We start from the raw sequence: 12,961 nt of genomic DNA on the forward strand, positions 1-12,961 counted from the left end.
CGCCAAGCAACCGGGGCGCTTTCTTCTCCGGCGGTGGAGAGTTGGCTATGCCAATTCCCCAAACCCCGCAACCTTTGAAAAGGGCGAGGGCCGCCATGTGACAAAGGGTTGACGCAAAGCGTCCGCTCCCGTCATGAGCCGGCCGAGACGACGAAACTTTTACCCTTTGTTCGCCGGAGCCTCGCCTTTAAACGCTTCCTTTTGGATGCGCCCCTTAGAGCAGATGGTTCTGCCAATGTACAGCTTGTGTACCGCATTATAAGTCCGCTGGGAGAAGGCCGGCACTTTAGGGCTTCTCCGTGGGTTCAAAAGCTTGCTTGCGAACCTATTATATCATAAAACCAGGTGGTTAGGGAAAGAAATCTTATTTAAGGCAACCCCGCACAATTCAAAGCACCGTCTTGCTTGCACATTTTCCGTGATAGCGCACAGCTTTCGCTGGTCAATGGTGAGATGGACGGCGCTCAATCTGTACCCTCTCACGAAAAATCTGACTGCCCAATACGGTACTTAGAATTCTGCGGGATTGCCTTAAAAAATCTCATAAATTATGGTTTACCATCTTCCATTTTCTGCACACATATAGTATAATGTCTACGAGGACATTCAAAATCTGCCGTAAGGAGTTAAAAAATTATGAAGCTGCCCAATCCATCCAAAGTTTTCCCCAAAAATTTCCGCAGGCTGCTGTCTCTTTTGCTGTGCTGCGTACTGGTCGCGTCCTGTTTCACTTTGCCGGCCTCCAGCTCGGACTTGGAGAGCACACCTGGGCCCGCTGTGTCCCAGCCGGAGAACCCGGATGACGAGTCCGTGGACTTTGAGTCCGAGGACCCGGACCTTTCCAAACCAGAGGAACCTGGCGCCCCCAGCCAACCCGATGACCCCGACGCCCCCCAGCCCGAGGAGCCCAGCGAGCCAGGCGAGGAGGACCCTGACCAGCCGGAAGAGACAGAGTGTACCGTGTGCTTTCAGCTGGACCAGGAGAACGTGGTGGAGCTCTCGGTAGAAAAAGGCCATACCCTGACCCAAGAGGAGCTGCCCGCTGAGGAAAGCACTCAGTTTGGAGCCCTGCGCATTCTGGGCTGGAAAACCCTGGAGGGCCAGGAAATAGACCCCACTGCGGCGCCTATTACAGAGGACACGATGTTTGTGGCGGTTTGGGGGCGCAGGGTGGAGGACCTCTTTGACACCAAGAACCACAAGGCCTATGTGAACGGCTATTCCAACGGCATGTTTAAGCCCGCTGGAAAGGTGACCCGGGCTGAAGCTGTCAAGCTGTTCTGTAACCTGCTGAAGGAAATGCCAGAGACCACCGTGTCCTTCCCGGACGTGGAGGAGAAAGCCTGGTACTATGAGTCGGTCAGCGCCATTGCCAGCCTGGGCCTGGTGGGCGGCTACAAGGACGGCAGCTTTGCCCCCAAGCGGGAGATTACCCGGGCGGAGTTTATTAAGCTGGCGGCCTCCTGCGATGTGCTGGTAGAGGCCGAAAATCCTTTTCCGGATGTAAAGGACGGTTCTTGGGCCGAACCCTATATCACCACCGCTTATGAGAAGGGCTGGATCACTGGAGACAAGGATGGGAACTTCCGCCCGAACGAAACCATTAGCCGGGCCGAGGCCGTGACAGTGCTGAACCGGATGTTGGGCCGGGAGGCTGATGCGAATATTAAAAATCTGAAGAAGATCACCAATTTTTACGACCTGCTTCCCAGCCACTGGGCCTATGGACACATTGCAGAGGCCTCTACAGACCACACCTACTATGTGGACGACGAAGAGGAGTATTGGATTGACTACAAAGAGGACAATACTGTGGTCAGCCCCCACTGGGTGAAGGAGGACGGAAAGTCCTATTATGTAGATGCCAGCGGAAAGTTTGTACGGGGCGAGCAGAAAATAGGGGGCAAGGCGTACCTCTTCGGCAGCGATGGCGCCGCGGTGACAGGCTTTTTCAAGAAGGGCCAGTGGACCCGCTACTATAAGGAAGGCCTCATTGTAGATGACATCGCGGACCTGGGTGTGACAAAGGGCCCCTACTTCATCAAGGTCTACAAGCCGGCCAACTATGTGATTGTGTTTGCCAAGGACGAGAAGGGGGAGTACACTATTCCCGTGCGGGCTATGCTGGCCTCTTGCGGCGAACCCACGCCCACAGGCACCTACTATTCTCCGGGCAAGTATCGGTGGCTGGAAATGGTGGGCGGCAGCTGGGCCCAGTGGTGTACCCAGATTTTGGGCAGTTACCTGTTCCACTCCGTGCCCAATGACCAGAGGAACAACTGGACCATGTGGTCCGGCGAGTACAATAACCTGGGCACCACCCGGTCTTTGGGGTGCATCCGGCTGACCTGCAAGGACGCCAAGTGGGTGTATGACAACTGCGCCCTGGGCACCAAGATCTACATCTCCCCCACCGAGACCAGCGGCCCCCTGCCCAAACCTGTAGGCATCAAGCTGCCGGGCTGGCACACCTGGGACCCCACAGACCCCACCGCCCAGTATCTGTGCCGCCAGAATGGGTGCCATTAACAGCAAAATAGAGAGCTCTTTTTCCTAACTAAATGAAGCCAAGGGGCGGGACAGACGAAGATGGTCTGTCCCGCCCCTTATATTATGGATCACGCAATAAGTGCCTTGTGGGCAAAGCCCTAGCTGTTTTATAGTAAACGCATTTTAAAATCGGGATTTGCTGATTTTCAAGCAGGGCGGCGCGGGCGTGCCCGTGCCGCCAGGTTCAAAAGAGGTATCGCCTCTTTTGAACTGCGTTAACTATAACCGGAAACGGCTATCTTTTTGGGGCGGGAATTCTCGAAACACGCAAGCGGCCCTTGAGATTTTTCCCTGAATCTGGTCAAACATCCTGTATTCCTCTTGCTTTTAAACAGACTCCCTGGATTTTAGATGATTTAGAATCCGGAAGGTAACGGGCTTAAAAATGAGATAAAGACTATACCCCAGCATTCCCCCAAGTACGTTTGTCATTAAATCCGTGATATCGGAAGAGCGGGAGCCGCTGATCAAGGGCTGCAATAACTCAATTCCTAGGCTCATCAAAAAGCAGGAAAAAACGGCTTTAAGAAATCCAGCGGGTTTATTCTGGGTTAAAGGAAATAGAAAGCCGAATGGCATGGTCATTACAATATTTAATAGGATTTGCCTTAAAAAGTCTCCTCTGCCCATGAAAACGTCTATAAAGGGCACCAAATTCATGGGGGTATAGGGGTGATTCAGAACAAATGGGATAGAAGCTATCACCGGCATTAGCGTAAAATAAAGCACCAAAGAAAGATATAGATACATCAGGGTGTTCACAAGCAGCCGGTCTTTGCCCCGGCTTTTCCACTTAGGGAAAAACACGAGTACATATAAGAGCGCCAAAGCTGTAAAATCTATTAAATATTTCATGGCAATCTCCCCTCTACTTCCTCTCCTGGGACGTAATCATCTTGGTCAGCAGGGCCAGCAGTGTGGTCTTTTCCTCCTCTGTCAGGCCGGCGGTGGCCTTTTCGCCCCACTGGCCCAAATAGTTTCGGATAATAGGGGCTAGGGCCTGTCCCTTTTCGGTCAGGTACAGGTTGTTCTGCCGCCGGTCCGCCTGGTCGGTTTCCCGGTACAAAAAGCCCAGGTCCTCCAGCTTTTTGGTGCGGCGGGCCACATTACACTTGTCCAGGAACAGGTGGGTGGCAATGCCGTCCTGGCTGACGCCAGGGTGGCGGTCCACATGAAGGAGGATGAGGTACATGGCCCCGGCAAACTCATAGGACCGCAGGCTCTCGGTCATAAAGCGCTTGCGGCTGCGGTACAGGCAGGTAAGGGCCCGGCCCAGCTGGCGGGTAAAACGGGCCTGTTCTTGGGCAAAGGAATTTTCACGGTTTGGCATGGGCGCCTCCTGAAAAAAGGATTAGGGCTTGTTTGAAAATAGAGGAAATGACGAATTTTTACCCAGAAGGGGTTCATTTCAAGGAAAAAACCGCAAAGCAATCTTCCGATTGGCGAGGATTTTTGACGCAGAAAGGGGCCCCTTCTGGGTAAAAAGACGGCGTTTCCGATTTTTCAAACAAGCCCTAGATGGAACCATTAGGTGACGAGCAATGGGAGGATCTTAAACCTGCAAAGGGGATAGTTTCTTCACGTTTCCCTTCAGGGAGAATAATAGCCTTCGGCATCTCCTTTTGGCAGAAAAACCCGGCTTACGTCTCCCAGAGAGAGCCCAGGCTCTGGGGTCTCTGTCAGGGCGGTTAAGTAAAGAGCCTCCAGCTGAGCTTTGACCAGGGCGCTGGTGGGGGCAGGGTTTTGCCCCTGGGCGGGGAGCAGCATAATATGGTAGTCTACCCCGTACAGCCAGGAGTCTACCTCTGTGGGGCGGGCTCCGCCCCGCAGATAGAACCGGACTCGCCGCTGGCGGGTCTCCAGTTCTTGAGAATTGAGGGCGCTTTCCGGGGCCTCCACCTCAAACAGAATATAGGGCAGGTCCAGTCTGGCAGCGGCGCGGCGCAGAAGCTCCAGAGCTTGTCCACCCACGCCCTGTCCTCGACAGCCGGGTTCCACGGCAAAGTAATTTAGCAAAGCGGCGGGCCTTGACGCCTGATTTAGGATGAGCACCGCGTAGGCGGCCAGAGAAGTCCCGTCAAAGAGCCCAAGGGTTTGCTGATGCCCCAGGCGGGTCAAGGCAAGCATCCGTTTTAGGGGCATTCGTTCCTCTGGGGGAAAGTCCCGGGCCAGGCTGGATGTATATAGGACTTCCAGCTCTTGGCTGGATAAAGGCTTAATTTCCATAGAAGGTCCTTTTAGATAGATATTTAGAGCCTAGGGCTTGGTTGAAAACCGGAGAAACAGAGGGTTCAAGGAAAAAACCAAAAGAAAGGCTTGCCGCCCTTCCAGGTTAAAAGAAAAATGATAACACCTATATTTTAGCAAAAAAAACTGCAAAGGGCAAGGTGGAAAATCAGGGAAAATGGCCGCAAGTGTTGCCTTTTCGACAAAATTCATGTATAATAAAACAGGATAGACCTTTTCTAAGCAAAAAATACAGAGAAAGGCAGCTTCCATGAAAACTAACAAAACCCTATTTTTGGGCGTTACTGTCCTTTTAGTGGCAGCGATCATTGCCACGTCCGCCATGATTTTGGCCAAAGGCCCGCGCACCAGCCTGGTGGAGGTGGTCAGCAGAGAGGACTCCACCTTGGTGGTGGATGACCTGTACAGCGGACATATGACCATTCCCTATTATGATATTCCCACCAGCAGCTATGAGGTGAAAGATTTTGCTGAAGAGGAAAACGTGGTCAGTTACCTGGGGGGAGAGAGCACCCTGGGGGTAAACCTTTACGCCGGCACCGGCGAAGTGGACTGGCAGATGCTTAAAGAGAGCGGCATTGACTTTGTAATGATTCGAGTGGGATACCGGCAGAACAACACTGGAAATATTGTAGTGGACAAGCAGTTTGAGGCAAACTTGGCCGGGGCCGAGTCCGTGGGCATGCCGGTGGGCGTGTATTTCTACTCAAAGGCTATTACAGACGCCGAGGCCGAGGAGGAGGCGGAAAGGGTGATTGATCTGGTTCGGGGCCATTCCATCACGTACCCGGTCGCCTTTCACTGGGAATACGATCTGAAGGACGACGGCAGCCAGGATGAGAGCGCCCGCACCACCCGCTGCAACGGCGAACAGGTGACCGGCTTTATTGACACCTTTTGCAATATTATCCGCCGGGCGGGGTTTACCCCTTGCTACTACGCCACCAAAACCCATGCCTACAACCGGCTGAACCTTTCCCGGCTTTCCGGCTATGATATGTGGTATGCCGAGTATCAGCCGAAGCCTAGCTTTTACTATGATTTTAAAATGTGGCAGTATACGGACGCGGGTTCGGTGCCTGGGGTGTATCCTGTGAAGGATGAAAATGGAAACGTCACCGGCAAGGTACGGGTGACCCTGTGCCTGAAAAAATATCCATAAGGGGAGGACAGAATGATAGACTTTTTTTCCAATAAACAACAGGTCCGGCGGCTGGCGCTAGTCTGCGCGGGCGTAGCTTTACTTGTGGTACTGATTACCCTGCTGATTGTGTTCTTCTCTGGAAACGAGCCCCCAGAGGACCAGCGCCCGTCCTCTGGAACCAGCTTTAACGTGATCCCCGAGGGGATGCGTTTGTATGATGACTTGTACGAGGGCCAGGTGATTATTCCAGACTTTGATGTGCCGGATAACAAATATGATATGAATGCCTTTAAGACCGGCGGCGACGGCTTTCTGGAATATAAAGACGCGGCCCTTGGCATAGATGTTTCGGAGTTCCAGGGGAATATCGACTGGTATGCGGTGAAAGCCGCGGGGGTAGAGTTCGCTATCATCCGCCTTGGCTACCGGGGCATGACCCAGGGAGTGCTGAACCTGGACCAGAATTTTGCCGAAAATTTGGCCGGGGCCAGCGACGCGGGCCTACAGCTGGGGGTGTACTTTTTCTCCCAGGCTGTGACAGCCAAAGAGGGCGAGGCGGAGGCCAAGTTTGTGCTGGAGCAGCTGGAGGGCAAAAAGCTGGACTTTCCGGTGGTGTTCGACTGGGAGGACCCAGTGCCCAGCGAGGACCTGCCCGCCGAGACCCTGCGGGCCCTGAACTGCCCGGGAGAAACCGTGACAGCAGCGGCCAAGTCCTTTTGTGAAACCATAAAAGAAGGGGGCTACACCCCCTGTGTGTACTTTAATAAGCACCAGGCCTACTACTTTTATGACCTGGACGTACTGAAAGACTATGAGTTCTGGTATGCAGAGTACAACCCCCGGCCCGCGGTGTGCTATCATTTCCGGACCTGGCAGTACAGCGACCAGGGCACAGTGCCAGGCATAGAGACCACGGTGGATATGAATTTGTGCTTTGAGCCCAGGAAGTAGGAGCCAGGCCATACAGCTGGAGGCGGACGTGGAAAAAAATGAAGCGCGTAAAAGCGAAGCTCCGGGGAAGGGACAGTAAAAGTTTCGGCATCTCGTCCGCGGATAAAATCGGCGGGGCTTGGTGGGCTCGGGAGGGGAGTGGATGCTTTGCGTCAACCCGCTGCCACATGGCGGCCCTCGCCCGGTTCAAAGGCTGCAAAGGTTTGGAGACTTGGCCAGGTCAAGCCTTTAGAGGGGGCGTCTGCCGGCAAGCCGCGGACCGACCAAGGCGGCAGCCGAGACTCAGAGCCCAAGAGCTGGCTTTGGCAACTCTCCCGGGTTGCTTGGCGAAGCCAAATAATGGGGGCGTCCTGGCCCCACCGGGCCCAGCCGGTTTCGCCGGCGGGTGAGACTCCACGTTATCGTCACTTCTTTTGGACACTCCCGCTGGCGGCCGCTCTATTGCTTTTATGTGTATTTTCCTGTATAATGATAACCGCGGTTCAAAAGAGAGAAAGCAGGGAAAAGTTTTATCTCTTTATCATCAGCGGAAAAAATACATGGTTACTTATAATGCCCATCACCGAATCATAGACCCGTAAGCGGCCCATTTTTAAGGAGGAAATGATACTATGGCGGAAAAAAAACAGCCCCCCATCAGCACCCGTGCCAACGGAAAGCCGGAGGACAAGGCGAAAGCCCTGGAAACCGCTCTTGGGCAAATAAAGAAGCAGTTTGGCGAGGGGGCTGTGATGATTTTGGGGCAGAACTCTGTTCTCAACCTAGAGGCCATTCCCACTGGCTCCCTTTCCCTAGATCTGGCCCTTGGCATTGGCGGGCTGCCCAGGGGGAGAATTGTGGAGATATACGGCCCGGAATCCTCTGGCAAAACCACCCTGGCCCTGCACTGTGTGGCTGAAGGGCAAAAGCTGGGGGGCAACGCCGCTTTTATTGATGTGGAGCACGCCCTGGACCCGGTTTATGCCGGAAACCTGGGGGTGGATGTGGAAAACCTGCTGGTCTCCCAGCCGGACACCGGCGAGCAGGCCCTGGAGATTACAGAGGCCCTGGTGCGGTCCAACGCCATTGACGTGATTGTAGTAGACTCCGTGGCCGCCTTGGTGCCCCGGGCTGAGATTGAGGGGGAGATGGGCGATACCCACGTAGGCCTGCAGGCCCGCCTGATGAGCCAGGCCCTGCGCAAGCTGGCAGGGGCCATTTCCAAGTCCAACTGTGTGGCCATTTTTATCAATCAGCTGCGGGAAAAGGTGGGCATTGTCTATGGCAACCCCGAGGTGACCCCTGGCGGCCGGGCCCTGAAGTTCTATTCCTCGGTGCGCATTGACGTGCGCAAGGGCGAGGTTCTGAAAAGCGGCACGGATATTATTGGCTCTCACACCAAGGCCCGGGTGGTGAAGAATAAAGTGGCCCCGCCTTTCCGCACAGCGGAGTTTGACGTGCTGTATGGGCAGGGGATTTCCCGCACCGGCGAGCTGGTGGATATTGCTGTTCAGCTGGATATTGTCCAGAAAAGCGGCTCCTGGTTTTCTTACGATGGCCAGCGCATTGGCCAGGGCAGGGACAAGGTGAAGGACTTTCTGACAGCCAATACCGATGTGGCCGGGCAGATTGAGGCAAAGGTGCGGGAGAATGTGGACAAGCTTTTTGCCAAAAGCGGCCCCAAAACCAAACCGGTAGCAGCCCCAGTAGCGCAGCCGGCTGCCCCGGCCGAGGAAGGCCCTGCTCGGCGGGTGGTAGACGAGTCTGTAATCGACATTGAAGTGGATGACGACGAATGATGGAGCTAACCGCCGCCGAGCCCAGACGAAAGGGCCTGACCCAGCTGTACATAGACGGAGAGGCCGCCGTAAAGGTGGACGCAGAGATTTTTTTGTTGTCCAAGCTGAAGCCAGGAGACCAGCTGACCGATGAAGAGCTGCACGAGTTGATACAAGCCTCTGACGCCCGCCGGGCCAAGGAAAAGGCCCTGTACCTGCTGGAGCATCGAAACCACTCAAAAAAAGAGCTGACAGAGAAGATTGCCCGCACGGCGGCTTCTCGAGAAGCTGCCCAGGCCGCGGCCGACCATATGGAGGAGCTGGGCCTGGTAGATGACCAGGCCTTTGCCAGAAGCTATGCCAAGGACTTGTTCACCCGCAAGCGCTGGGGGCCTCTGCGGGTAAAGCAGGAGCTTCGGCAAAAGGGGATTGACCCAGAGCTGATCCAGGAGCTACTGGAGGAATATGGGGACGAGGAGCAGCAGCTAGAGAGTCTGAGGGTTGTGCTGGAGAAAAAGTATCCAGGCTGGCAGGAGGATGAAAAGATCCATCGCCGGGCCTATGCTGGGTTGCAGCGGCTGGGGTACAGTTACCAGCAGATTCGAGAAGGCATGAGCGGCCAGTGGGAGGACTGAGGCAGGCTGCCGCTGGGACTTATGCAGGGGAATAAAAAATTAGCGGGAAAGGCCCTTTTGGGTGCCTCTCCCGCTTTTTCGCGTAGAGCGTTTATTTTAGTTTGGGACGTGAAGGGCACCTTCTTTTGGGAAGGGGCTCGGTTTGCCCGCTCTTTTTTAGTTCGCGCCGCCTTGGCTTTTTATCGTTCACGCAATTCAAAAGAGAGGGTTCACCACCTTTGAACCAGGCAGCTTTACTGCTTTTTAAGTGCGTTTACCTTATAGGGCAAGGCCGTGGGATCTCTGCCCCATACCCTGAAAGGGGGAAGTTCGCCCTTCTCTCTGGCGGCTTCGCCTGGCGCTTTTGTTAGGGCGAACTAAAGAACCAGCTCTTCATCAGCTCCAGAGCATTGGCGTAGTCGTGGGTGGTGGGCTTGCCGGAAATCACCGGGAAATATACCATGAACAGCACCAGGCACAGGAGCGAGAACGCGCCCATACACAGGGGCGCCAGCTGCACCTGGATTTTTCCGCCCAAAACCACCTGGCTGCCCAGCCGGGTCTGGTTGGTCAACCATTCCACACAGGCGGCTAAGGCCACTACCAAGAAGGGTACAGCAGTGAAATAGTGGTAGATAAAGGTCAGCCGGGGCACCAGTACCCAGGGCATGTATACTGCCAAAAAGCCCGTTAGGGCCACAGCACAAGCCATACGGCGCTGCTTGAACCAGAGCAGGGCCGCGAACAGCGCGGCGGGGATGCAGCTCCACCACAGCAGAGGGTTGCCTACCGCGGAGATGGTGCTGTACTGTCCCTGCGCATTGCAGGGGTCGCTGCTAAAGTACCAGATGGGCCGGAAATCCATTGGCCACTCGTACCAGGGCGAAGCGAAGTCGTGGGTAGCCACCAGTTTGGAGTGGTAGTTGAACATGCTGGTCTGGTAGTTTATAAAGGAGCCAAACATGTGGTCCACATTGTGGGGCAGGGTGGTCATGGGCAGATAGGCGGCAAAGTAAATGCCAAAGGGAATGGCGATAAACAGCAGGCAGCACCAACCGCATAGCTGGCCGCATCGCCGCAGCACCGGCTGGGTGGAGCGGTGGCCCCGGCTCTCGTAACGGTAGGTCTCTATCAGCTTGCCAAAGAACAGCACCGCCAGGCCCACAGCCCCGTAGGCGGCGGTCCACTTGCTGGCCACACCCAGGCCCATAAAGATGCCGCTAAGGGCCAGGGGGATCAGCAGCGAGGACATTTTTGCTTTCAAAATATCCTGGCGGATAAAGGCCACCATGGCGTCGTACATCAGAAGCAGGAAGAATACCGCGTAGGTGTCAATAGTGGCAATACGGGTTTGGGTAAAGTGCATGAAGTCAAAGGCGAAGAGAAACGTGGCCATGCCGCAAAGCCAGGTGCGGCCAAAGAGCTGCTTGCACAGGTGGTAGAGAACCGGCAGCATTAAAACCCCAAACAGTGTGCCCATAAACCGCCAGCCAAAGGGGTTCATGCCAAACATGCGGATGCCCAGGGAGATGATGTGCTTGCCCAAGGGCGGGTGGGTGCTCTCGTAGGGCTCTAGGCCCAGGATATGCTCATAGGCTGTGCGGCCGTGGTAGATTTCGTCGAAGTAGCTGGAATTCTCGTAGGTCTTATAGGCTGGCACTGTGTCCTGCTCGTCCACCAGGGCCTGGGCCCCGGCTTCGCCTTGAACCGTAACAGCGGGGACCTTCTCCGCGCCAGTGGGCCGGATGGATGCCTCGCACAGAGCCACCGAGCCGTCTAGAGCCGTTAGCCGCACAAAGCGGCCGGGCACAGTCAGGGCCTTCGTTTTCCAGGCGAACACGTAGTCATTGCCGGTTTCACCGCAGTCTTCCCAGTAGACCCCGTCCTGGCTGGACTCAATACGCATGGAGGAGCCCACCCGGGCAGCATAATGGTTGGCGTCGGGAACCAGGCCCGGCAGGTAGACCAGCTCATAGCAGGTCACGTCCGCCTCCAGCACCACACTCTCGCCTTGCTCAGGGGCCCAGGCGGTTTGGGGCATCACGGTGCCTCCCAGCCGCCAAAAGGCCACCAGGGCATAGATCAGGGTTACAGCCGCCATGACAATCCAGTCCGGCAGTTTCATGCGTTTATCAAGGTCTGGCTCTGGCCGGCGGTTCTCTAGCCAGGACTGGGGAGCGGGGGCCCGCTTGGCTTGGCTGCTTTTGCCCTTGCCGCCCTTCTTTCCTTTTTTTCCCATTTTGTCAGACTCCTTCTTTTGCGGGGCCCCGGCCGCCACAATTTTTTCTTTAATATAGATTTGGTAATCCACCCAAAGCAGGTAGCCCAGGGCAACCGTTTGCAAGGCGGAAATGGCCACGCTGGCCGCGGCGTTGGGGTCATAAGAAGTGGGGCCGAACTCTCGGAACAGCCACAGCACATAGTCCACGTTTAGATAGTTGGCCCCTGCCATTAGCCCAAAGGCCCACAGCTGCCGGCGGTCCCGGGTGAACACAAAGCACAGCAGCACAAACAGGAAAGCTGGAAACAGGTAGCGCTCGTGCATTTTGACCCCGAAAATATACATAATGCCCATGAGTATCCCTGGCGCGGCAAAGAGCACGTCCTTGCGCTTAGAGAGGAACATCAGCGCGCCGCAGGCCCCGGTGGCGGCAATGGGCGCGGCCACGGTAAGCAGGGCGCCGGCCAGGCCGTGGGGCAGGCTCCGCCAGTTCCACTTGATCAGGGACCAGAAGTTACAGGCATTGATGCTATAGTAGTCGTAGTAGTTCAGGGTGGACTGGTACTTGGCAATCAGCCAGGCGTAGTCAAAGTTTTTGGTAAAGGGCGTGGCCACCAACAAAATGGCCGCCAGGGCGCAGACCACCCCAAGGCCCAGGCCCAGCCACCGCTTCCGCTTGATGGCGAAGAACAGGTATAGGGGGGCAAACACCAGCATTTGGGGCTTAAAGATAACAGCTACCCCATATAGAAGCCCAGAGCAGACATAGCGCTCGGCGTAGAGCAGGAGCACAGAGGCCAGCAAAATCATGGTGCAAAAGGAGTCTGCCTGGCCCCACATGGCGGAGTTCACAAACACCCCTGGGCAGAACAGGTATGCCGCCGCGGCGAACAGGCCCATAAGGTCCCCCAGTTTTTTCCGGGCCAGGTACAGCACCGCGCCGCCGCAGAGCAGGTCGGCCAGAATGGAGGGTAGTTTCATTACCATGGTATAGGTCTGGCCCTCTATGGCAAAGCAGAAGAACTGACGGATCTTTTCCAGCAGGGCCAGCACGTACAGATAGCCGGGGGGATAGTCCAAGAAGATGTCCTGCTGGTAGATCTCTCCAAAGCCCACTCGGGCAGTGATTTCGCCCCAAGACTTAAAGGTGCCGATGTCCACCGAGAAGCCGTCCGAGGTATAGGCCAAAATCAGCCGCATGGTAAGGGCCGCCAAAAAGAGCAGTCCCGTCCAAATTCCAAAAACCGGCAGGCGTTCCTCTTTTTTGGTTTTGGCAAAGGATATGGCCAAAACCCCCATGCCAAACCCCGCGCAAAGCATAACAGAACTTAACATTTCATTTCCCCTTTCAAAGATCGTGGGGTTCCACCCCACACCCCGCAAACTTTTTGAAAAAAGTTTGATCAAAAACTTTTACTCCGGCTTATTCAGTTTCCAGCCCGTTAGCTCCTGCCACGAGCTGATAGGGAGGCTTTGG

At 55.4% G+C, this 12,961-nt stretch carries 9 protein-coding genes; 5 read left to right on the forward strand and 4 right to left on the reverse strand.

All coding sequences use genetic code 11. The features are described 5' to 3' along the window. Window positions 1–636 precede the first annotated feature (636 nt). The gene (locus U8U68_RS13975) at window positions 637–2,529 is read left to right on the forward strand and encodes an S-layer homology domain-containing protein (RefSeq protein WP_322201811.1); all 1,893 of its coding nucleotides are present in this window, start codon (window positions 637–639) and stop codon (window positions 2,527–2,529) included. A gap of 348 nt (window positions 2,530–2,877) precedes the next feature. Here U8U68_RS13975 and U8U68_RS13980 read toward each other — a convergent pair whose 3' ends face one another. The 3 genes from U8U68_RS13980 to U8U68_RS13990 all read right to left on the reverse strand — a co-directional run bounded on the left by U8U68_RS13980 (window position 2,878) and on the right by U8U68_RS13990 (window position 4,776). Further along, a complete protein-coding gene (locus U8U68_RS13980; RefSeq protein WP_322201813.1) occupies window positions 2,878–3,405 on the reverse strand; it encodes a VanZ family protein in 528 nt (175 codons plus the stop codon). Window positions 3,406–3,418: 13 nt separating this feature from the next. Further along, window positions 3,419–3,880: a MarR family winged helix-turn-helix transcriptional regulator gene (locus tag U8U68_RS13985; protein WP_322201815.1), complete on the reverse strand. Its 462-nt coding sequence runs from the start codon at window positions 3,878–3,880 to the stop codon at window positions 3,419–3,421. Window positions 3,881–4,140: 260 nt separating this feature from the next. Beyond that, window positions 4,141–4,776: a GNAT family N-acetyltransferase gene (locus U8U68_RS13990; RefSeq protein ID WP_322201817.1), complete on the reverse strand. Its 636-nt coding sequence runs from the start codon at window positions 4,774–4,776 to the stop codon at window positions 4,141–4,143. A gap of 271 nt (window positions 4,777–5,047) precedes the next feature. On the opposite strand from U8U68_RS13990, the gene U8U68_RS13995 reads away from it, so the two are divergent. The 4 genes from U8U68_RS13995 (at window position 5,048) to U8U68_RS14010 (ending at window position 9,284) form a co-directional block, all read left to right on the forward strand. Beyond that, entirely contained in the window at window positions 5,048–5,959 is a 912-nt protein-coding gene (locus tag U8U68_RS13995; RefSeq protein ID WP_322201819.1) for a GH25 family lysozyme, read from the forward strand. Window positions 5,960–5,971: 12 nt separating this feature from the next. Next, window positions 5,972–6,892 (forward strand): glycoside hydrolase family 25 protein, encoded by a 921-nt coding sequence (locus U8U68_RS14000; protein WP_322201821.1) that lies wholly within the window; start codon window positions 5,972–5,974, stop codon window positions 6,890–6,892. A 611-nt stretch (window positions 6,893–7,503) separates the two neighbouring features. Continuing rightward, window positions 7,504–8,670 carry a recombinase RecA gene (gene recA, locus U8U68_RS14005; RefSeq protein ID WP_322201823.1) on the forward strand — a complete coding sequence of 389 codons (1,167 nt, stop codon included), beginning with the start codon at window positions 7,504–7,506 and terminating at the stop codon, window positions 8,668–8,670. Beyond that, window positions 8,667–9,284, forward strand: a complete 618-nt coding sequence (locus U8U68_RS14010) for a regulatory protein RecX (RefSeq protein WP_322201825.1) — start codon at window positions 8,667–8,669, stop codon at window positions 9,282–9,284. Before recA ends, U8U68_RS14010 begins: the two co-directional genes overlap by 4 nt. Window positions 9,285–9,630: 346 nt before the next feature. On the opposite strand, the gene U8U68_RS14015 is transcribed toward U8U68_RS14010, so the two are convergent. Beyond that, window positions 9,631–12,819 carry a glycosyltransferase family 39 protein gene (locus tag U8U68_RS14015; RefSeq protein WP_322201827.1) on the reverse strand — a complete coding sequence of 1,063 codons (3,189 nt, stop codon included), beginning with the start codon at window positions 12,817–12,819 and terminating at the stop codon, window positions 9,631–9,633. Between the last annotated feature and the right edge of the window lie 142 nt (window positions 12,820–12,961).

Source organism: Acutalibacter intestini (assembly GCF_034334985.1).
In the GTDB taxonomy this organism is placed as follows: Bacteria; Bacillota; Clostridia; order Oscillospirales; family Acutalibacteraceae; genus Acutalibacter; species Acutalibacter intestini.